The 20876-nt window shown below is 71.0% G+C and carries 16 protein-coding genes; 4 read left to right on the forward strand and 12 right to left on the reverse strand.

Annotation, left to right across the window (positions count from 1 at the left end; translation table 11 throughout):
• Window positions 1-20 precede the first annotated feature (20 nt).
• From NQV15_RS14665 to NQV15_RS14680, 4 genes are all read right to left on the reverse strand, one after another.
• A complete protein-coding gene (locus NQV15_RS14665; RefSeq protein ID WP_232401012.1) occupies window positions 21-776 on the reverse strand; it encodes a DUF2817 domain-containing protein in 756 nt (251 codons plus the stop codon).
• Window positions 777-783: 7 nt separating this feature from the next.
• On the reverse strand, window positions 784-3912 hold the full coding sequence (locus tag NQV15_RS14670) for an ATP-binding protein (protein ID WP_232401010.1): 3129 nt from the start codon (window positions 3910-3912) through the stop codon (window positions 784-786).
• 105 nt (window positions 3913-4017) lie between these two features.
• Window positions 4018-4659: a response regulator gene (locus tag NQV15_RS14675; protein ID WP_232401008.1), complete on the reverse strand. Its 642-nt coding sequence runs from the start codon at window positions 4657-4659 to the stop codon at window positions 4018-4020.
• Window positions 4656-5951, reverse strand: a complete 1296-nt coding sequence (locus tag NQV15_RS14680; RefSeq protein WP_232401006.1) for an ATP-binding protein — start codon at window positions 5949-5951, stop codon at window positions 4656-4658. The genes NQV15_RS14675 and NQV15_RS14680 overlap by 4 nt, the downstream gene beginning before the upstream one ends.
• A 130-nt stretch (window positions 5952-6081) precedes the next feature.
• Here NQV15_RS14680 and NQV15_RS14685 point away from each other — a divergent pair, with 130 nt between their 5' ends.
• Genes NQV15_RS14685 through NQV15_RS14695 form a run of 3 tightly spaced genes read left to right on the forward strand, consistent with a single transcriptional unit; the run spans window position 6082 to window position 7677 of the window.
• The gene (locus NQV15_RS14685; RefSeq protein WP_232400996.1) at window positions 6082-7239 is read left to right on the forward strand and encodes a PspC domain-containing protein; all 1158 of its coding nucleotides are present in this window, start codon (window positions 6082-6084) and stop codon (window positions 7237-7239) included.
• Entirely contained in the window at window positions 7236-7487 is a 252-nt protein-coding gene (locus NQV15_RS14690) for a hypothetical protein (protein ID WP_232400994.1), read from the forward strand. The genes NQV15_RS14685 and NQV15_RS14690 overlap by 4 nt, the downstream gene beginning before the upstream one ends.
• Complete coding sequence (locus tag NQV15_RS14695; RefSeq protein WP_232400992.1) at window positions 7462-7677, forward strand: PspC domain-containing protein; 216 nt, start codon at window positions 7462-7464, stop codon at window positions 7675-7677. The genes NQV15_RS14690 and NQV15_RS14695 overlap by 26 nt, the downstream gene beginning before the upstream one ends.
• On the opposite strand, the gene NQV15_RS14700 is transcribed toward NQV15_RS14695, so the two are convergent.
• Both NQV15_RS14700 and NQV15_RS14705 read right to left on the reverse strand, forming a co-directional pair.
• Window positions 7671-8690: a glycerophosphodiester phosphodiesterase family protein gene (locus NQV15_RS14700; RefSeq protein ID WP_232400990.1), complete on the reverse strand. Its 1020-nt coding sequence runs from the start codon at window positions 8688-8690 to the stop codon at window positions 7671-7673. The two genes, NQV15_RS14695 and NQV15_RS14700, sit on opposite strands and share 7 nt — an antisense overlap.
• A 7-nt stretch (window positions 8691-8697) precedes the next feature.
• A complete protein-coding gene (locus tag NQV15_RS14705; RefSeq protein WP_232400989.1) occupies window positions 8698-10221 on the reverse strand; it encodes a gamma-glutamyltransferase in 1524 nt (507 codons plus the stop codon).
• Window positions 10222-10327: 106 nt separating this feature from the next.
• Between NQV15_RS14705 and nhaA the strand changes: the two genes are divergently transcribed.
• Window positions 10328-11596, forward strand: a complete 1269-nt coding sequence (nhaA, locus tag NQV15_RS14710) for a Na+/H+ antiporter NhaA (RefSeq protein WP_232400987.1) — start codon at window positions 10328-10330, stop codon at window positions 11594-11596.
• Window positions 11597-11754: 158 nt separating this feature from the next.
• Here the strand turns inward: nhaA and NQV15_RS14715 are convergent, their stop codons facing one another.
• The 6 genes from NQV15_RS14715 to NQV15_RS14740 all read right to left on the reverse strand — a co-directional run bounded on the left by NQV15_RS14715 (window position 11755) and on the right by NQV15_RS14740 (window position 20817).
• Complete coding sequence (locus NQV15_RS14715; RefSeq protein WP_232400985.1) at window positions 11755-13572, reverse strand: glycoside hydrolase family 15 protein; 1818 nt, start codon at window positions 13570-13572, stop codon at window positions 11755-11757.
• On the reverse strand, window positions 13565-14980 hold the full coding sequence (zwf, locus tag NQV15_RS14720) for a glucose-6-phosphate dehydrogenase (RefSeq protein WP_232400983.1): 1416 nt from the start codon (window positions 14978-14980) through the stop codon (window positions 13565-13567). Before zwf ends, NQV15_RS14715 begins: the two co-directional genes overlap by 8 nt.
• A 65-nt stretch (window positions 14981-15045) precedes the next feature.
• A complete protein-coding gene (locus NQV15_RS14725; protein WP_232400981.1) occupies window positions 15046-15705 on the reverse strand; it encodes a hypothetical protein in 660 nt (219 codons plus the stop codon).
• A gap of 48 nt (window positions 15706-15753) precedes the next feature.
• Entirely contained in the window at window positions 15754-17313 is a 1560-nt protein-coding gene (guaA, locus tag NQV15_RS14730; protein ID WP_232400979.1) for a glutamine-hydrolyzing GMP synthase, read from the reverse strand.
• A gap of 248 nt (window positions 17314-17561) precedes the next feature.
• Entirely contained in the window at window positions 17562-19253 is a 1692-nt protein-coding gene (locus NQV15_RS14735; RefSeq protein WP_232400971.1) for a GMC oxidoreductase, read from the reverse strand.
• Complete coding sequence (locus NQV15_RS14740; protein ID WP_232400970.1) at window positions 19246-20817, reverse strand: succinic semialdehyde dehydrogenase; 1572 nt, start codon at window positions 20815-20817, stop codon at window positions 19246-19248. Before NQV15_RS14740 ends, NQV15_RS14735 begins: the two co-directional genes overlap by 8 nt.
• Window positions 20818-20876: the final 59 nt, after the last annotated feature.

Raw genomic sequence — 20876 nt, forward strand, 5'->3', positions numbered from 1 at the left:
CCGACCGGTCCTGCGTGGTCTCAGCGCGTCGCGTTGAGGCTGCGCAGGACCGCGCGCGGCGCGGTCTTCTCCAGGTACGTCCGCGACGGGTTCTTGCTCATCTCGACGGTGATGACGGCCCCGCGACGGTGGTGCTTGCGGAACCACATCGAGTAGGTGCCGTGGCAGGACGAGAAGCAGTCGAAGGCCCGCTTCGGCAGCTTGATCTGGGCCGCCAGCCGCTTGGCCCACGCCTTGTTGCCGGTGTCGCGGATGTCGATGCCGTTCAGCGGCTGGTGGAAGCTGATCGTGTACGTCGGCTTGATGCTGTCGGCGAACCGGCGGACCGCGCGGCTCTCCGGCTCGGAGAACGCCTTCCGGCCCGAGTTCACCGCACCGCCGGCCTTCTTCCAGTCGGTGGAGAAGTTGCGGTTCAGGTCGACCTTGTGGGCGTTCTGGCGGGTGTTCCTGGCGTACCCGTCGGGGTTGACCACCGGGACGACCCAGATGTCGGCGCCCTTGATGGCCGGCCCGTCGCGCAGCGCCCGCAGCGTCCGCACCGCCCCCTTCTCGTTGCCGTGCATCGCCGCCAGCAGCAGCACCTTCTTCTTCGACCGCGGGCTGCCCAGCCGCCAGGCAGTGATGTCACGGCCCTTCACGCTGTGCCCGATGACCCGCTTCTCGATCACGGCAGGACGCTTCGCATCCGCCGCCGAGGCGGGGGCCGCCGCGACGACGACCGCACCGAACGGTGCCACGAGGACGACGGACAGCAACCAGGACCCGAGAGACTTCATCGACCCATCATGGCCCAGACGCGGCGACTGCCGCGGGCAGGGCGAAGGCGATGGCGTCCTGCTGCGTCATCGCAGCACCCTCGGCCCGCAGGGCCTCGAACACGTCCGCCCCCAGAAGAGGTCGCAGCTGGTCGGCGAGCCCGCGGGCGTCGCGATTCGACCGGTCCCGGCCGCCCCGGATGGCCTCGGCCGCACCCAGCACGCGGGCGGCGTGCTCGCTGCGACCGTGGTGCTGCGCGATGACGGCGGCGGCGGTGGCGATCACGGCCATGACCGGCATGTCCGTGGTGGTCAGGCCGACCTGCCGGGCGGTCTCCAGCGCCTGGTCGGCGCCGGCCAGGTCGCCGCTCGCGGCCAGCGTGACGGCCAGCAGCGCGCGGATCGCGGCGACCATCTGGCCGCTGCCGAACTCTGCGGAGTCGTCGACGTGGTGCAGGGCCTGCTCGAGATGGCGCGCCGCCTCCTGGTCGTGGCCGACCGCGTGCTCGAGCCGGGCCATGTTCATCCGGGCCACCAGGTTCGGCAGGCGTCCCCCGCCGGCGATCGCACCCGCGAGCTCGGCCTCCAGATCGGGCCGCAGCTCCTCGACCCGGTCCCGCTCCAGGTGGGCGAGGCGCAGCTCGGCGACCTGCATCCCCGAGAAGCTCAGGTCCTCGGTCGCACCCATCTGCTCCAGCAGCGGCAGCGCCTCCTCCCAGCAGGCCAGGGCCCCTGCCGTGTCGCCCTCGAGCGCCTGCAGCGTGGCCCGCTGCGACAGCGCCATCGCGAGGCCCCACTGGTCGCCGATCTCCCGGAACGCATCGATCGTGGACGCGATGAGATCGGCCGAGCCGTGCGTGTTGCCGGAGTTCTCCATCAGCACGGTGCGCATCAGGTCGACCATCGCGCCGGTCCAACGGTCGGTGGTGCGCGGGACGACGCGCCCCGGTCCGACGACGTCCAGGTACTGCATGGTCTCCAGGATGAACTGCACGAGCGGGTGGTCCGGCCGGTGCTCCTCCCACATCCGGACGATCCGCTCGACGTGCGGCCGCCACAGCGCGTCGGGGCCTCCACCGAGCTGGCCCGATCCGAGGATGCCGGTGACGGCGAGCGCCTCGACGCAGATCTCGCTGGCCGGGTCCGCAGCACCGGGCAGCTCCAGCACCACCTGCGCCCAGCGGGCCGCCTCCATGTGCTGGCTGCGGATCGACCAGTACCACGCCAGCGCGGTCACCAGGCGTGCGGCGGCGGGCCGATCGCCGCGGTCGATCGCGAACCGCAGCGCGGCCATGACGTTGGCGTGATCGGTGTCCAGCGCGGTCAGCGCCTCCACCTGGGCCGGTCCCCGCACGAGGGCCGCCTGCGCCTCGGCCAGGCCCAGGAAGTGCGCGAGGTGCGCCGCGCGGGCGTGCTCGGCGAGCCCACGCTCCACGAGGCGCTCGACGCCGTACTCGCGCAGGGTCTCCAGCATCCGGAACCGTGGCTGGTCGCCGCGCACCGGCACCAGCAGCGACTTGTCGGCCAGCGAGTCGAGCAGGTCCTCGACAGGCGCCCCTGCCTCCGCGACGGCAGCGGCGCTCTCGACGGTCACCCCGCCCGGGAACACGGCGATGCGTTCGACGAGGTCGCGCTCGTCGTCGTCGAGCAGGTCCCAGCTCCACTCCACGACCGCGCGCAACGTCCGGTGGCGTGGCAGCGCGGTCCGGCTGCCGCCGGTCAGCAGTCGGAAGCGGTCGCCGAGCCGATCGGCGACCTGCGCCACGGTCAGCGTCCGCAGCCGCGCGGCGGCCAGCTCGATCGCCAGTGGCTGACCGTCGAGGCGGCGACAGATCTCCACGACCTCCGGGACGGTGGCTTCGTCCAGCCGAAATGACTGGTCGACGGCCCGCGCGCGCTGCACGAACAGCGCGACGGCGCTGTGCTGCATGGCTTGCTCGGGGGTGGCGCCGTCGCGCGGGGACGTCAACGGGCTGAGCTGGTAGGCGTACTCGCCGATGATGCGCAGCGGCTCGCGGCTGGTCGTGAGCACGCGCAGGTCCGGCGCCTGCGCCAGCAGCTCCTCGGCGAGCCCGGCGACGCCGTCGACGAGGTGCTCGCAGTTGTCGATCAGCAGCAGTCCCCGGGCGTCGCGGACGGCGTCCAGGAGTCGGGCGCGGTCGTCCGGGCGCTGGCCACTCTGGGCGCGCTCCGTCACGACGACCTCGAGCAGACCCATGGCCGACAAGATGGCGCGCACGATGCCGTCCTCGCCGGTGACGGGCGCCAGCTCGGTGAGCCACACGGCCCCGAAGCGGTCGGAGGTCGCCCGCGCGGCCTCGATCGCCAGCCGTGTCTTGCCGGCACCGCCGGGACCCAGGATCGTCACGAGGCGGTGGTCCTCCAGCGCTTCCCGAAGATCGGCGATCGCAGCCTCACGACCCACGAACGACGTCAGGCCGGCCGGCAGCGAGGCGGGCGTGCGTCGTGGCCCCCGCTCGCCGCGCAGGATCGACAGGTGGATGGCCTGCAGCTCGGCCGAGGGGTCGGTGCCGAGGTCATCGGCCAGGGAGGTCCGCAATCGCTCGTAGGCGGTGAGCGCCTCGTTCGCCCGGCCGTGGGCCACCAGGGCCGACAGGTACGCCCGCCACAGCCCGTCCCGGTAGGGATGCTCGGTCACCAGCGCCGCGAGCTCCGCGATGACGGTCGGATCGGTGCGGGCACGGGACTCGAGGCTGGTCTCGACCGCGGTCAGCCGCAGCTCCAGCAGCCGGTCGGCGGCCGCCGCGACGAACGGCAGGTCGGGCAGGTCCGACATCGGGTCGCCGCGCCACAGGGCCAGCGCCTCGGTGGCCCGGCCCGCGGCGACGAGCTGCGCGAACTCGTCGGCGTCCACGACGACGTCGCGCAGGACGTACCCAGGGGAGGACGATTCGAGTGCCGCGTCCGGCAGGCGCCGGCGGGTGCGCGACACGACCGACTGCAGGGCGCCCCTCGCGTCGTCGGGGACGTCGACGCCCCACAGGTCGTCGATCAGCGTCGCAGCTGCGACGGGACGTCCGCCTGCGAGCGCGAGGCGGGCCAGCAGGGCGCGGTTGCGCGGCCCGCCGACATCGATCGAGCGATCATCAGCGCGCACCCGCAACGGTCCGAGGACGTCCACCTGCACATGGCTCATTCTGCCCCGCCGAGTGGCGCAAACACCCCCGCGACTGGCGCAATTCGCTCCGACACGCCATCTCATTGTGTCCAGATTGCGCCACTCGCGGTTCTGGGGGCGGGGTCAGATGAGGCGGCGGTCGTTGGCCCACCGGGTGAGCTCGTGGCGGCTGGACAGCTGCAGCTTGCGCAGGACGCTGGACACGTGGGTCTCGACGGTCTTGATCGAGATGAACAGCTCCTTGGCGACCTCCTTGTAGGCGTAGCCGCGGGCGATCAGCCGCATCACCTCCCGCTCCCGCTCGGTCAGACGGTCGAGGTCCTCGTCGACCTGGGCGATCTCGATCGTCCCCGCGAACGCGTCGAGCACGAACCCCGCCAGCCGCGGGCTGAACACCGCATCCCCTCCGGCCACCCGCTCGATCGCGTCGAACAGCTCGGGACCCGAGATGTTCTTGGTGACGTAGCCGCGCGCGCCGGCGCGGATGATGCCGATGACGTCCTCGGCCGCATCGCTGACCGACAGGGCCAGGAACTTCGTGTCCGGGTGCCGCACGTGCAGACGCCGGATGACCTCGAGTCCGCCACCACCGGGCATGTGGACGTCCAGCAGGACGACATCGGGCGATGTCTGCGCGATCATCGCGACCGCGGACTCGACGTCATCGGCCTCGCCGACGACATCGACCCGTCCGTCGATCTCGGCCTTCACGCCGGTGCGGAACATGGCATGGTCGTCGACGATCGCGATGCGGAGCGGGGTCATCGGGTGTCCTCCTGGGACGAGGTGGTCTCGGTGGGGGTGTGCTCGGCGCGGACGGGGACGCTCATCGCGACCTCGGTGCCGCCGCCGGGCTCGCTGCGGATGGTGGCGGTGCCGCCGTGTCGTTCGATCCGGGCGATGATCGAGCCGCGGACGCCCATGCGGTCGTCGGCGATCGAGTCCAGGTCGAAGCCGGTCCCCCGGTCGCGGACGAACACCTGCGCCTGCTGGGCCCCGGTCTCGGCGTACACGTCGACCCGGTCGTCGCCGGAGTGCTTGGCCGCGTTGATCATCGCCTCGCGGGCGGCCTGCACCAGCGCCGAGACATTGGCGTCCAATGGCGCATCGCCCACCGCGATGACCTCGACGGGCACCCGGTGGGCGTCCTCGACGTCGGCGGCGGCCGCTCGCAGGGCTGCGACCAGCGAGTCGCCGGGCTGCTCGTCGTTGCCGTACAGCCAGTCCCGCAGCTCGCGCTCCTGCCGCCGCGCGAGCGTCGCGACGACTGCGGCGTCGCCGGCATTCTTCTGCAGCAGGGCGAGCGTCTGCAGCACCGAGTCGTGCAGGTGCGCCGCGACGTCCGCGCGCTCCTGCGACCGCACCCGCTCGCGCCGCTCCCGTGCGAGGTCACCCAGCAGCCGCGAGATCCACGGGCCGAGGATCAACCCGATGCCGAGCACCGCGACGACCAACGCGGACGCGAGGTTCAACGCCGCTCCCCAGCCGCCCTCCTTGGTCAGGAAGTACAGCGCCGCGACCGCGACGAGGCCCGCGCCCGCCGCCACCCGGGAGGCGAACGCCCACCCGGACGTCTGCCGCATCCAGCGGCTCCAGGCGACGTCGTCGAACTGGCGCCAGATGACCGCGACCCCGATCACCGCGACCAGCAGCGGCCCGAACAGTCCGTCGTCGATGCCCCGCCCGGTGGCCTGGATCAGCAGCAGGACGCCGATGCCGACGGCTCCCAGCGCGATGGTCTGGGCGATCTCGGTGGGCCCCGCCCGACCGCCGCTGCGCAGGCCGCGGCGGGTCGCCGACTCCAGGCCGGGCGACAGGTCGGGGCCCTCCAGCGGCAGGAAGCGCCACAGCAGCAGGTAGGCGATGACACCGATGCCCTGGAACCAGGTGGCGACGATGAAGGCCAGGCGGACGTACAGCACCGGCACGCCGAGGTGGTCGGCCAGACCCGCCGCGACGCCACCGACCAGGCGGCGCTCGGCCGGCCGGTACGCACGACGGTAGGTGGGCGCGGGCAGGTCACCGACGGGGGCGGTGCTCGCGGCGCGGGAGGTCACCCAGTGATCGTCACACGTCCGCACGCACGCCCGCCACCAGGATCGACCCCCGGGCACCCTGAGCCGTCCCCGGGCCGGACCAGGGTCGTACCCGATGTGGAAAGGCGCCCGCATCGTCCACGATGGAGGCATGAACGACACCCAGCAGTTCGCGCCGCCGGCCGGTGACCCCCCGCCCGGTCCCGGCGACGAGTTCGATCCGTCCCGGCTCCGCACCATCGCCGACATGCGCCGGTCCCGCGACGACCGGGTCGTGGCCGGCGTGTGCGCAGGCGCGGCGCGCTACCTGGGCATCGACCCGATCGTCGTCCGGGTCGTGATCGCCGTGCTGACCATCGCGGGCTTCGCCGGTGCCATCGTCTACGTCGCCGCGTGGGTGCTGGTGCCGTCCGACGACGCCGACAAGAGCCTCGCCGCCGAGTGGTTCAAGCTGGACCGCAACGAGGAGCAGGTGCGGGTGGGCGGCCTGGTCGCCGCCGCCATCCTCGCCGCGCTGTCGATCGTCGGCGACAGCAGCTGGGCCTGGTGGGGCGGCGCGCCGTGGTGGCTGCTGCCCACGGCACTGGTCCTGTACGTTTTCTGGGTGCGCCCGCGCCGCCGCCGCGAGCAGCGGGAACGGCGCGAGCAGGTGCTGCACGATCCCACCGCCGACCGCACCCAGACGATCCCGGTCACCCGGACCGCCGCGGAGCCCCGCGAGGGACGGTCCAACACGCTGCTGCTGCTGACCGCGTCACTGGCGGCCATCGCGCTCGCCGTGACCCTGATCTACGACGAGGTGCAGGAGGACCTGCCGTGGACGACATATGTCGCGGTGGCACTGGCCGCCGTCGGCGTCGGCCTGCTGATCGGCACGTTCTTCGGCACCAGCGGCGGCCTGGTGCTGATCGGCGCGGTGCTGGCCGTCGCGCTGACCGTCGGATCGGCCCTGCCCGGCGGACGCCTCGGGACGCAACGCACCTCACCCACGCTCGCTGCGGCGGTCGACGACCACTACCGGCACGGCATCGGCCTGCTCGAGCTCGACCTGACCGATGTGTCGGACCCTGACGCGCTGCTGGGGCGGACCGTCGTCCTGGACGCGGGCATCGGCCTGACGCGGGTCGTCGTCCCCGACGGGCTCCCCGTGCGGGTCGACACCGACCTCAAGGCCGGGCAGATCTCGCTGTTCGGTCGTGAGGACGACGGCACCGACCTCGAGCTGTCGACCGGCGACACGCCGCCCGAGGCTGCCGTGACCATCGACGTCGACCAGAAGGCCGGCAGGATAGAGGTGATCCGCCAATGAACCGCCATCCGTTCTGCTGGCAGAACCTCGTCTTCGGGTTGCTCTTCCTGGCGATCGCCGGCAGCTGGGCGGTCCGGAAGACCGACCTGCTGACGACACGCGAGCTGAGCCTCACCGCGGCCGCGGTGCTCATCCTGCTGGGCCTGATCGGGGTCGCCGCGACCCTGCGGCCCCGACGCCCGAGCAACGCCCCCTCCCAGACCGAACCAGAAGGAGAAGCCCATGAAGAAGCTCACCCGCAGCCGTGACGACCGGTGGATCGCCGGCGTGTGCGGCGGGGTGGCCGAGTACGCCGGCATCGACGCCAACGTCGTCCGCCTCGTGCTGGCCGTCTGCACCGTCCTGGGCGCCGGATCCCTCCTGATCGCCTACCTCGTGGCTTGGGTGCTCATCCCCCAGCGCCCGCTGACCGACACCATCCGTCCGCACGACTACTGACGCGACAGCCACAGCTCGCGGGCCTGGACCGCCGTCTGCGTGAAGTCCGAGAAGACCCCGTCCACACCGGCGTCGAAGAAGGCCAGGTACTCGCCCACCGCATCGCCGTAGGCAGCCTTGTCGCGGCTGAGGCGCAGCTCTGTCGGCAGGAAGTTGTTCTCGTTGCGCATGGTCCAGATGTGCACCAGGAGGCCCAGGTCGTGGGCGCGGCCCACGAGCTTGGTCTGGCCGGCCAGCCGGGACCGGACGTCGCGCCGGATGACCCGGCTCTTGTTGGGACCGATGCCGTCGGCGTACGCGGCGATCTTGGTCAGCTCCGCACGCTTGCGCATCGACCGGTACGTCCGCGGGTCGCGGGCGGCGATGAAGTCGTACGGCGCGCCCTTGCGGTCGATGAGCTGGATCAGCGTCAACGGGGTGCGGTCACGCAGGGCGCGCAGATTGCCCGTCTCCATCGACTGGATGACGATCTTGGCTCCCGAGTGGTTGACCCCTCGTCGCTCCAGATTGGCGATCAGCAGGTCGTTGAGGTCCAGCCGCAGCCGGCTGAAGTAGGTCGGGTGCTTGGTCTCGACGTAGACCCCGACCGGGTTCGGGCGCCCTCGACTGCCTTCCTCGGCGATGTCGAGCACCTCGTCGAAGGTCAGGATCTGCTCGGTGCGGGCCAGCGCGATGTTCTGGGGACGCAGCTGGGGCAGACGCTCACGCACCCGGAGCGTCTTGAGCTCGGCGATCGTGAAGTCCTCGGTGAACCAGCCGGTCCGCGGGACACCGTCGACGAACTTCATGACCTTGCGGTCGGCGAACTCCTTGTGCTCGGCGACATCGGTCGTGCCGCCGATCTCGTTCTCGTGCCGCACGACCAGCACGCCGTCCTTGCTCGCCACGACATCGGGCTCGATGTAGTCGCAGCCCTGCTCGATCGCGAGCTCGTACGACGGGCGGGTGTGCTCCAGCCGATGACCGGGGACGCCCCGGTGGCCGATGACGATGGGCGGTGACACCTGGGACACGGCTCCATCACACCAGATCGGCCGAGGCCGGCGTCGGCCGGTGGACCAGGCGGACGGCACCGTCGCGCCGCGGATCGGCTGCCGCGACCATCAGCTCGCCGGATCCCGGGCCGGTCGAGGGACCCGGCCGCCGCAAGGTCGCCGAGACGCCGCCGTAGTACATCGACAGGTCGGTCTCGGTCTTGATGACCTCGTCGGAGCGACCCGCCCGGTGCAGGTGGACGCGCCGGTGGTCGATGGCCTGCTGCAGGCCCAGGCCGCCGTTGACGAATCCGGCCAGGGCCTGGACGATCGCCGTGGTGATGCGGTCGGCACCGGGTGAGCCGATGGCCAGCGCCGATCCGTCCACGTGGTGCCCCACGGTGGGAGCCATGTTGGACAGCAGCCGGGTACCCGGGGGCAGTCCGTGCAGGCCCCGCGGGTTGAGCTCCTGCTCGCCGAGGCAGTTGTTGAGCCAGATGCCGGTGCCCTCGGCGATCATGCCCGAGCCGTAGCCACAGGACACCGTCACCGCGCAGGCTCCACCGTCGCTGTCGGTCGCCGAGACGTGCACCGTCGAGCCCGACTCCAGCACGGCGAGGTGATCTCGGTCGATCAGGGCGAGGAACGCCCCGGCGTCGCGCACCAGGTCGTCGGTGCTGTCGAACACGTCGAGCCGGTGACCGAGCACCGCACGCTGCACCCGGACCAGGTGGTCGACGTCAGCCGCGTCCCACTCACCGCGCGGGCGCCCGTCCAGCAGGCGCAGCATCGCGGCGACGCACACCCCGCCGACCGACGGCGGCGGGTTCGTGCCGAAGGTCCACTCACCCACGGTGCTGAGCAGCGAGGGACGGACGACGGGGCGGTAGTCGGCCAGGTCCTCGGCGCCCAGGATGCCGCCACGGCGGATCACGTCATCGCTGATCCGGCGGGCGAGCTCGCCGGTGTGCAGGGCCGCCGAGCCGTCGGCGGCGATGAGATCCAGCGATGCGGCCAGATCGGGCACCACGATCGACCCGGTCGTGATCGTGCCGTCAGCGTCGTGGATGGCCGCGTGGCTCTGCTCGTCCCAGCCGAACACCTCCAGGTGGGCGTGGCCGAGGTAGTAACGGGACGCCGTGCTGAGGCGGAAGCCGCGCCGGGCGATGTCGATCGCCGGCTGGACGATCTCGCGCCACGGGACGCTGCCCCAGCGCCGGTGCGCCTCCTCGAAGGCGGCCACCGAGCCGTGGGTGGCGACCGACCCGGGCCCGACGGTGATGTCGACGCCGCCTCCGTAGTCGGTGGTGATGTCCCACGTGCCGCCACCCAGCGCTCGTCCGCGTCCGGGCATGTCCATCCAGCCGTCGACGGTCTGCGGCGGACCGCCGTCGGCGGGCTGCACCGTGATGAATCCGCCGGAGCTGAGCGAGACGAGCCCGACCTCGTTGACCATCGTCACGAGCGCAGCCGCCAGCGCGGCGTCGACCGAGTTCCCACCGGCGCGGGCGACCTGCTCCCCGGCGTCTGCGGCGGCCTCGTTCGGTGCGGCAATCGCGACGTCCGGCATGGCCGCAGGCTATCTCGCCCACCCCGTTCCCGCTCGCGGGATAGGGTTGGAGACGGTGCGCCGGGAAGTCTGGTCGGCATGATCTCGTCGACCCCCAAGGAGACCCATGGCCAACTCGAAGTTCCGCCTGCTGGGCCGCGGCTCGTGGGGTGAGACCTCCCGCATCGCCGACATCCTGCGCCGCGAGACGATCGGCGGGGCGCTGCTGATCATCGCCGCCGTGGCTGCCGTGATCGCGGCGAATGTCGGCGACGGCTATGCGACGCTGCGCGACACCGTGATCGGCCCGTCATCGCTGCACCTGGACCTGACCGTCGGGGCGTGGGCCGCCGACGGCCTGCTGGCGATCTTCTTCTTCGTCGCGGGCCTCGAGCTCAAGCGCGAGTTCGTGGCCGGCGACCTGCGCGATCCGCGACGGGCGGCGATCCCGGTCCTCGCAGCGGTCGGCGGCATGATCGTGCCGGCCCTGCTGTTCCTGGCGATCAACGCCGGCGGGTCGCTGCGCGGCTGGGCGATCCCCACCGCCACCGACATCGCCTTCGCCCTGGCGATCCTCGCGGTCATCAGCAGCCACCTGCCGACGGCCCTGCGGACGTTCCTGCTGACCCTGGCGATCGTCGACGACCTGCTCGCCATCACGATCATCGCGCTGTTCTACTCCGATGACCTGGACGTGCTGTGGCTGCTCGCGGCGCTCGTGCCGCTGGGGCTGTTCACCCTGCTGGTGCAGCGACGCATCCGCTCGTGGTGGTTGCTGCTGCCGCTGGCGGCCGCGACCTGGGGGCTGGTCCACGCCTCGGGCGTCCACGCGACCGTGGCCGGCGTGCTGCTCGGATTCGCCGTCCCGGTGCTGCGCCGCGACGGCAACGAGGGACCGGGTCTCGCCGAGCAGTTCGAGCACCTGGTGCGCCCTGTCTCGGCCGGCGTGGCCGTCCCGGTGTTCGCCTTCTTCTCCGCCGGTGTCGCGATCGGCGGCCTGGACGGGTTGCGGTCCGCCGCCAGCGACCCGATCACGATCGGCGTCGTCGTGGGGCTGTGCCTCGGCAAGCCGATCGGCGTGCTGGGCGCGACCTGGCTGGCCTCGCGGTTCACCCGCGCCGATCTGGACGAGAGCCTGGAGTGGATCGACGTCACCGGGCTGTCGCTGCTCGCCGGCATCGGCTTCACAGTGTCGCTCCTGATCGGTGAGCTGGCCTACGGGGCCGGCAGCGTGGCCGACGAGCACGTCAAGATCGGTGTCCTGGCGGGCTCGATCCTCTCGGCGCTGCTGGCCGCGGTGGTCCTGCGAACCCGCAACCGGCACTACCGCCTGATCGCCGAGGCGGAGCAGCGCGACGACGACGGGGACGGCATCCCGGACGTCTATCAGGACTGAATGTCAAGTCCCTTGTGGCCCTTCAGACGCGGGGCGGATGGTCCTGAAATAGCTCCGAGTGACTATTCACACAGCCTGTGGGTATCCCTGTGGACCGAAACCGCTCCAATGCGCGGCGTGTCGCTGCGAACCGGCCGCACGAGGTGCTGCGCAGACGGTCAGGAGTCCAGTGCGCGGTCGAGATTGATGGCGGCGCTGATCAGTGCGAGATGGGTGAAGGCCTGCGGGAAGTTGCCCAGCTGATCGCCGGTCGCACCGACCTCCTCGGCGTACAGTCCCACGTGATTGGCGTACGTGAACATCTTCTCGAGGGCCAGCTGGGCGTCCTCCAACCGGCCGGCACGGGTCAGCGCCTCGACGTACCAGAACGAGCACAGGGAGAAGGTCCCCTCGTCCCCGTCCAGCCCGTCCGGGCTGAGCTCGGGGTCGTACCGGAAGACCAGGCTGTCGACCACCAGACGGTCCTCGATCGCCTCCAGGGTCGACAGGAACCGCGGGTCGGCGGGTGAGAGGAACTTGACCATCGGCATCAGCAGCACACCGGCGTCCAGCGCCGTCCCGCCCTCGACCTGGGTGAACGCCTTGAGCTCGTCGTCCCACGACTCGTCCATGATCCGTTGGTAGATCTCGTCGCGGACGCGCGCCCATGCGCCGAGATCGCCGGGCAGGCCGCGCTGTCGGGCGATCCGGATCGCCCGCTCGATCGCGACCCAGCACATCAGCCGCGATGTCGTGTGCTTGCGCAGCTCGGCCCGGCCCTCCCACATGCCGGCGTCCTCGCGCTCCCAGTTCTGCGCGACCCACTCCACGATCCGGGTGACATCGGTCCATGCATCGCTGCTGATGCCGGCGCCGTACTTGTTGAACAGGTAGACCGAGTCGACCAGCTCGCCGTAGATGTCCAGCTGCAGCTGCTCGACGGCGGCATTGCCGACGCGCACCGGCCGGGACCCCGCATACCCGGACAGGTGCTCGAGCTCCACCTCGTCGCGCGGCGTGTTGCCGTCGATGTCGTACAGCACGCGCAGGGGGCCCAGGCCGTGCTCATCGTCGGCCTCGCCGCCCATCCGTTCGGACAGCCAGCGGACGAAGGCGGAGGCCTCCTGGGTGAACCCGAGCCGCTGCAGGGCGTACAGGGTGAACCCCGCATCACGCATCCAGACGTAGCGGTAGTCCCAGTTGCGGTCTCCCCCGATGAACTCGGGCAGGCTGGTCGTCGGCGCGGCGATCACCGCTCCGGTCGGCTCGTGGGTCAGCAGCTTCAGCGTGATCGCCGACCGGTTGACCATCTCGCGCCACCGGCCCGTGTAGGTCGACTGCGACAGCCACCGCCGCCAGTACGTCGCGGTCGCATCGAACAGGGCGGACGTGTCGTCAACGGCGGCCTCGTGCAGCTGCTCGCCGTCGGGCAGCACCTCCAGCACGAACAGGGCCACATCGCCGGTGCTCAGCTCGACGTCGGCGGTCACGACCCCCTCGTCGATGTCGAGGCCGGTCGAGGCGCTGAGCCCCATTCGCACGCCGTCCCCCTCCAGCAGCACCCCGTGCTCGACCCGCTCGGCAGTGCACCTGGCTCGGCCGTAGTCGGGTCGGGCGTCCAGCCGCATCCGGACGCGCGAGCAGCCGCGGACCCCCACGACCCGGCGCACGATGCGCTGGCGGTGCTCGCTGTCGCCGGCCTTCAGGACGGGCATGAAGTCGTGCACCTCCACGACGCCCTCCTCGGTGAGGAACCGGGTGGCGAGCATCGCCGAGTCGGGGAAGTAGAACTGCTGGGTCCGGGTCGCCCCGTCGTGCGGGCAGACCTGCCAGGAGCCGGCGTCCCGGTCCAGCAGTGCGCCGAAGATGCTCGGTGAGTCGAAGCGGGGCGCGCAGAACCAGTCGATCGTCCCGTCGGTGCCCACCAGTGCCGCGGTGCGCAGGTCGCCGATCAGCCCGTGGTCCTCGATCGCCGGCCAGTCGGCTGACTCAGGCATCCGGCAACCGCCAACCCCGCTCCCCCGGCAGCGCCAGCGCATCGTCCGGCCCCCAGGAACCCTGCGCATAGGGCTGCGTCTCAGGCCGGGCGTCCAGCACCGGCTGGCAGACCTCCCACAGCCGTTCGACCTCGTCGGAGCGGGTGAACAGGGTCTGGTCGCCGCGCATGACGTCCAGCAGCAGCCGCTCGTACGCCTCCAGGGGCGTGTCGTGGGGATCGTCCTGGGACACGTCCAGGCGCAGGGTGGAGCTGATCAGCTCCATCGTCGGGCCGGGGCGCTTGGCGTGCAGGTCGATGTCGACGCGCGGCGAGTCGGTCAGCTCGAGCACGAGCTGGTTGGGCCCACAGCCGTACTCGCCGAACCGGCCCATGGGCGGCGTCCGGTAGGTCAGGGTGATGGTGCGCCGCGTCGCCCCCAGCGCCTTGCCGGTGCGCAGGTGGAACGGAACGCCCTGCCACCGCTCGGTGTCGACATGCGCCCGGAGCGCCACGAAGGTCTCGACGTCGGAGTCGTCGGCCACATCGTCCTCGTCGCGGTATCCCTCGTACTGGCCGAACACGACGTCCTGGGGGTCCAGCGGTCGCATCGCGGCGAACACCTTCGACTTCTCGTTGCGCAGTGCCAGCGCGTCGAGGTGGACCGGCGGCTCCATCGCGACGAAGCCCAGGACCTGGAACAGGTGCGTCGTGATCATGTCCCTGAAGCAGCCGGTCGACTCGTAGAAGTTGCCGCGGCCCTCGATCGTGAGCTCCTCGGGCACGTCGATCTCGACCGAGACGATGTTCTCCCGGCTCCAGGTCGGCTCGATCAGGCCGTTGGCGAAGCGCAGGGCGAGGATGTTCTGGACCGCCTCCTTGCCCAGGAAGTGGTCGATGCGGAACACCTGGTCCTCGGACACGACCCCCTTCAGGGTCGCGTCGAGCTCGCAGGCGGTCTTCAGGTCGGTGCCGAACGGCTTCTCGATGACCAGGCGGGCGTCGTCGGCCAGGCCGACCCGGCCGAGCATCCCGATCATCGGCTCCATCGCGGCCGGTGGGACCGACAGGTAGATCAGCTTCTGCGCGTCCTCGCCCAGATCCTTGCGCGCCTGCTCGACGGCCTGCGCCAGGTCCTTGCCGTCGTCAGCGTCCGAGACGCAGAACGTCAGCCGGCCAAGGACGTCGTCGACGACGTCCCCGTCCGGGTCGTCGACGAACTCGCCCAGCGAGCCGCGGATCTTGTCGCGGAACTCCTCGTCCGAGCCCGGCGAGTGCCGTCCCGAGCCGATGATCGCGTAGTCGTCGGGCAGGCGTCCGGCGGCCGCCAGCTTGTAGATGCCAGGGAAGAGCTTGCGCTTGGCAAGATCGCCGGTCGCACCGAAGATGACGAAGACATGGGGGGCGGGGGTCTCGCGTTCTTGGGCCACGAACCCAGCCTAAGAGCCTGTCCGCGGCCCGCAACGGGAGCGAGCACCGCAGGCCCCGCTGTGGTTCAGTCGGTGTCGGGCTCGTTGTCCAGCGAGATCCAGTCGGACGCCTTCTGGCTGGTCTTCTTGCCGTTCTTGGTCACCTGCAGCGTCCCGTCATAGGCAAGCACGGTGTATCGCGTGGCGCCGTCGTCGGCGACGAACGCGTCGAGATCGGGCTCGTAGCGGCCCTTGAGATCGACGACCGCCCCACCCTTGGGCTTGGTCACGAGCCGGAAGTCGGCGCCGGAGCTGTCGACACCGCAGATGGACGTCTTGGCGCCGCTGGTGGTCGTCTTGTAGAGGATCACGGGGTACTCGCCGCCGCAGGCCAGGCCGAGGCCGGACTTCTTCTGCTGGGGCACGGTCACGGGCTTCTCGACGCCGCAGTCGGGCAGCAGGGAGTCCTGCTCGATGCCCTCCTCGTTGAACACCGTGTCCGGTCCCTCGCACTCCGCCGTGATTGTCGGCGACGGCGACGGGCTGGCCGTGGTGGCCTCGGACGGCGACGGGAACGGGGTCGACGGCGTCGCGGACGTGGCGCGGCTCGGCGGGGTCGCAGCGGACGACGACTCGGTGTCGTCACCACCCAGGGCCCACACCGCGAGGCCGACGACGACGGTGATCACGAGGATGACAAGGGCGATCAGGGCGGATCTGCTTCGGGGCGAAGCGGACTGACTCACGGTGCTGCCTTCCGGTGGACTCCGACCGACCCTAACAACCGGGCTCCGCTACTCCCACTCGATGGTTCCCGGCGGCTTGCTGGTGATGTCCAGGACGACCCGGTTGACCTCGTCGACCTCGTTGGTGATGCGGGTCGAGATGCGCTCGAGCACCTCGTACGGCAGGCGGCTCCAGTCGGCCGTCATGGCGTCCTCGCTGGAGACCGGGCGCAGCACGATGGGGTGGCCGTAGGTGCGGCCGTCGCCCTGTACCCCGACCGACCGGACGTCGGCCAGCAGCACGACGGGGAACTGCCAGATCTCGCCGTCCAGGCCGGCGGCGGTCGTCTCCTCGCGCACGATCGCATCGGCCCGGCGCAGGATCGCCAGGCGCTCCTCGTCGACCGCGCCGACGATGCGGATCGCCAGGCCCGGCCCGGGGAACGGGTGCCGCGCGACGATCGCCTCGGGGATGCCGAGCTGGCGGCCGACATCGCGCACCTCGTCCTTGAACAAGGTCCGCAGCGGCTCGATCAGGCTGAACTCGAGATCCTCCGGCAGCCCGCCGACGTTGTGGTGGCTCTTGATGTTGGAGGCGCCCGCTCCCCCGCCGGACTCGACGACGTCGGGGTAGAGCGTGCCCTGCACGAGGAACTTGACCGGAGGCCCGGGCGTGGCCAGGACCTCGCGCTCGGCGGCCTCGAAGACGCGGATGAACTCACGGCCGATGATCTTGCGCTTCTGCTCGGGATCGGAGATGCCGTCCAGGAACCGCAGGAACTGGTCCTTGGCGTCGACGACCTTCAGGTCGACGCCCGTCGCCTCGACGTAGTCCTTCTCGACCTGCTCGGCCTCGCCCTCGCGCAGCAGCCCGTGGTCGACGAACACCGCGGTCAGCTGGTCGCCGATCGCGCGCTGCACCAGGGCGGTGGACACGGCGGAGTCGACGCCACCGGACAGGGCCGAGATGACGCGCGCGTCGCCGACCTGCGCGCGGATGAGCTCGACCTGCTCCTCGACGATGTTGCTGCTGGTCCACGTCTGGCGGCAGCCGGCGATCTCGACCAGGAACTGCTCGAGGATGCGCTGCCCGTGCTCGCTGTGCAGGACCTCGGGGTGCCACTGCACACCGGCGAGGCGCCGGCCGATGTCCTCGAAGGCCGCGACGGTGGCGCGCGGCGACTTGGCGTTGACGGTGAATCCCTCGGGGGCCGAGACGACCTCGTCGCCGTGGGACATCCACGACGTCAGCGTGGGCGGCAGATTCGACAGCAGCGTGCCGGGCTCGACGACGCTGACGCCGGTGCGGCCGTACTCGCGCTGACCGGTGTGCGACACGGTGCCGCCGAGCGCCTGGGCCATCGCCTGGAATCCGTAGCAGATGCCGAAGACCGGCGTCTGAGCCTCGAAGAGGGCCGCGTCGAGCTGCGGCGCACCCTCGGCGTACACCGAGGACGGTCCGCCGGACAAGATGATGGCCGCGGGCTTCCTGGCGAGCATCTCGTCGACCGGCATCGTGTGCGGGACGATCTCGGAGTAGACCCGCGCCTCGCGCACCCTGCGGGCGATGAGCTGGGCGTACTGCGCCCCGAAGTCGACGACAAGGACAAGGTCATGGTCGGGGGTCACCCCGAGAGTCTATCGGCCGCCCGTCCGCGCGATCACAGTCCGTCCCGGCCCCCCGGGCCGGGCCAGGTCCGCCCGAAACAGATTTCTGCCGCCCAGCTCGTAACCCGATCCCGGCGGCCTCGTTCTAGAGGGTAGATCTGACAACACTCCCTCCCGTTGGATCGAGTGCTGCTCCCGCGGCCCACCAGGACCCGACCCGTGACCCTCCCTCCGGGCCGGGTCCTGTGTGTTCCTGCTCCGGCCGGCGACTACGAGACGTCGACGATCGGCAGCCGCAGCGCGGCGGGCGCGTCCTGCGGGACGACCGGGTTCTTCGGCGCGACCGGCTCGATCTGCCGGTAGGGCTCGTCGATCGCGGGGCGCGGATCGGCCTCACCCTTGTTGGGCCAGAACGCCATCGCCCGTTCGGTCTGCGCCGTGATGGTCAGCGACGGGTTGACGCCCAGGTTGGCCGAGACCGCCGAGCCGTCGGCGACGTGCAGCCCGGGGTGTCCGTAGAGCCGCTGGTACGGGTCGACGACACCGGTCTGCGGCGAGTCGCCGATCGCGCAGCCACCCATGAAGTGCGCCGTCAGCGGGACGTTGAACGGCTCGCCGATCGTGCCGCCGGGCGTGCCGCCCATCTCCTCGGCCATCATCTGCACGGCGCGGTGCCCCGGCTCGATGAATGCGGGATTCGGCGCACCGTGGCCCTGGCGCGACGTCAGCTTGCGCCGCCCGGTCAGTCCCCGCTTGGTGTACGTCGTGATCGAGTTGTCGTGCGTCTGCATGACCAGCGCGATGATCGTGCGCTCCGACCAGTGCCGCAGGTCGTACAGCTTGAACAGGTTGGTCTTCTGCCGCCACATCTCCTTGAGCCAGACCCGCCAGCGGGGCGTGTCGGTGCTGCCGTCGGTCAGCACGGTCTGCAGCAGCGACATCGCATTGGAGCGCTTGCCGTAGCGGGTCGGCTCGATGTGGGTGAACTCGTCGGGGTGGAACGACGACGTGATGGCCACGCCCTCGCTGTAGTCGACGTCCTTGGTGTCGGAGATCGACCCGAGCAGCGCCTCGGAGTTGGTGCGCGTCAGCAGGCCGAGCCGGTCCGAGACGTTCGGCAGGTGGCCCTGGTCCTTCATGGCGTGCAGCAGCTTCTGGGTGCCCATCGTGCTGGCCGAGAAGATGACCTGCTGGGCGGTGATCGTGCGGTGCGGGCGGAAGCGCTTGTTCGTCTGCCGGGTCTCGATCTCGTAGCCGCCCCCCGCCCGCGGACGCACCGCGGTGACGGTCGTCATCGGGTGGACCTCGGCGCCGGCGGCCTCAGCGAGGTGGAGGTAGTTCTTGACCAGCGTGTTCTTGGCGTTGTGGCGGCAGCCCGTCATGCACTCGCCGCAGTTCAGGCAGGCATTGCGATCGGGGCCGGCCCCGCCGAAGAACGGATCGGCCACGGTCTCGCCGGGCGTCCCGAAGAAGACCCCGACCGGGGTGTGGTGGAACGTCCCGCCGACGCCCATGCGGTCGGCGACCTTCTTGACGATCTCGTCGGCCGGGGACACGTACGGGTAGATCGACACGCCCAGCATCCGCTTGGCCTGGTCGTAGTAGGGCGCGAGCTCGGACCGCCAGTCGGTGATGTGCCCCCACGCGGGGTCCTCGTAGAAGGGGTCGAGCGGCTCGTAGAGCGTGTTGGCGTAGACCAGCGATCCGCCGCCGACACCCGCGCCCGACAGGATCAGGACGTCCTTGAGCCGGTCGATGCGCTGGATGCCGTAGCAGCCGAGCTGCGGGAGCCACAAGAACTTGCGCAGCTTCCACGAGCTGGAGGCGAAGTCCTTGTCCTCGAACCGTCGGCCGGCCTCGAGGACGGCCACCTTGTAGCCCTTCTCGGTCAGCCGGAGGGCGGACACGCTGCCGCCGAAGCCCGATCCGATGATCAGGACGTCGTAGTCGAGCTCAGGCACGCGGTGTTCTCCTCAGGATCTTGAGACTGGTGGTGACGAGGCCGGCGTAACGCTCCCGGGCCATCGAGGCCGGCCCGGTGATGGGCAGGAGGCGCTGCACGGCGACGGACTGCGACTCGGTGTACCGCCAGATGCCCTCGTCGCCCTGGCGCCGGCCGAGCCCGGACTGGCGCATGCCACCCATGGGGGCGTCGACGCTCGCGAACGTCCCGGCATACCCCTCGTTGATGTTGACGGTGCCCGCCTTGATGCGCGCGGCGACGGCCTTGGCCTCGCGCACGGGGCCCCACACGCTCGCGTTGAGCCCGTACTCGCCGGCGTTCGCCAGCTCGACGGCCTCGTCGACGTCGCGGTACGGGTACAGCGAGACGACCGGGCCGAAGGTCTCACCGGCGTACAGCTGCGCGGTGGGTGGGACGTCCTCCAGCACGGTCGGCTCGTAGAACCAGGGGCCCAGGTCAGGACGCGGGACACCGCCGGCGAGGACCGTCGCACCGTGCGCGACCGCGTCGTCGACGTGGCGCGACACCGCGTCGAGCTGCTGCTGCGACACGAGCGATCCCATGTCGGGGTCCCAGTCGAAGCCGACGCCGAGGCTCATCGTCCGCACCCGGGCCAGCAGCTCGTCCGAGAACGCGTCGTACGCCTCCGCGGGGACGTACAACCGCTCGACCGACACGCACAGCTGCCCGGCCGTCGAGAAGCACGCCGCCAGGGCGCCGGCGGCCGCCTTGCCCAGGTCGGCGCCCGGCAGGACGATCATCGCGTTCTTGCCGCCGAGCTCGAGCGAGCAGCCCACCAGCCGCTCGGCCGCTCCCTGCGCGACGAGGCGGCCGGTCGCCGTGGAGCCGGTGAAGCAGATGTAGTCGGCACGCTGCACGATCGCGCCGCCCACGACGGGGCCGTCACCCAGCACGACCTGCCAGGCATCGGCCGGGAAGCCCGCCTCGCGCAACAGCTCGACCGCGGCGAGCGCGCTCAACGGGGTCTGCGCATCGGGCTTGTGCACGACGGTGTTGCCCGCCGCGAGGGCGGGGAGCCCATCGCACAGCGCGACCGTCAGCGGGTAGTTCCAGGGGCTGATGATGCCGACGACCCCCTTCGGCACGCGACGCAGCTCGATCGAGGTGAGCCCTGGGAACACCCCGGACGGGTGGGACGGCCGCAGCTGGCGGTGGAGCCGGCGTCCGTAGTAGCGCGCCGTCAGGGCCAGGTGCAGCACCTCCCCGAATGCGTCGAAGCGGCTCTTGCCGGTCTCGAGCTGCACGATGTCCATGAGCTCGTCCTGGCGCTCCAGCAGCAGGTCGTGCAGGCGCAGCAGGGCACGCTTGCGCTCGCGCAGCGAGGTCTGCGCCCAGCTCGTCTGGGTCCGCCGCGCGATGCGGAAGGCCTCCTCGACGTCGTCGGGGTCGGACTGCGGGATCTCGGCGAACCCCTCGCCGGTGATCGGCGAGCGGGCCGTCCGCGACGTCCCCGTGGTCGACCGGACGAGCCGGGTCAGCTCGGCGATCCGGGCCGCACCGACGGGCGAGGCCAGCCCTTCCGGGGCATCGAGCGTGGTCATACCCTGAGTATGACATCGACGCTGTCACATGACTACTGGCCGGTAACCGACGTCGGTGC

Source organism: Aeromicrobium wangtongii (assembly GCF_024584515.1).
In the GTDB taxonomy this organism is placed as follows: domain Bacteria; phylum Actinomycetota; class Actinomycetes; order Propionibacteriales; family Nocardioidaceae; genus Aeromicrobium; species Aeromicrobium wangtongii.

What these genes read in the sequence shown, in the direction of transcription:
- NQV15_RS14675 (WP_232401008.1), bottom strand. Translation starts at nt 4,659, where the DNA reads ATGACCCCGCTCCGCATCGCGATCGTCGACGACCATGCCATGTTCCGC.
- NQV15_RS14695 (WP_232400992.1), top strand. Translation starts at nt 7,462, where the DNA reads ATGAAGAAGCTCACCCGCAGCCGTGACGACCGGTGGATCGCCGGCGTG.
- NQV15_RS14690 (WP_232400994.1), top strand. Translation starts at nt 7,236, where the DNA reads ATGAACCGCCATCCGTTCTGCTGGCAGAACCTCGTCTTCGGGTTGCTC.
- NQV15_RS14740 (WP_232400970.1), bottom strand. Translation starts at nt 20,817, where the DNA reads ATGACCACGCTCGATGCCCCGGAAGGGCTGGCCTCGCCCGTCGGTGCG.
- NQV15_RS14705 (WP_232400989.1), bottom strand. Translation starts at nt 10,221, where the DNA reads ATGCCGGACGTCGCGATTGCCGCACCGAACGAGGCCGCCGCAGACGCC.
- NQV15_RS14670 (WP_232401010.1), bottom strand. Translation starts at nt 3,912, where the DNA reads ATGAGCCATGTGCAGGTGGACGTCCTCGGACCGTTGCGGGTGCGCGCT.
- NQV15_RS14715 (WP_232400985.1), bottom strand. Translation starts at nt 13,572, where the DNA reads ATGCCTGAGTCAGCCGACTGGCCGGCGATCGAGGACCACGGGCTGATC.
- nhaA (WP_232400987.1), top strand. Translation starts at nt 10,328, where the DNA reads ATGGCCAACTCGAAGTTCCGCCTGCTGGGCCGCGGCTCGTGGGGTGAG.
- NQV15_RS14685 (WP_232400996.1), top strand. Translation starts at nt 6,082, where the DNA reads ATGAACGACACCCAGCAGTTCGCGCCGCCGGCCGGTGACCCCCCGCCC.
- NQV15_RS14665 (WP_232401012.1), bottom strand. Translation starts at nt 776, where the DNA reads ATGAAGTCTCTCGGGTCCTGGTTGCTGTCCGTCGTCCTCGTGGCACCG.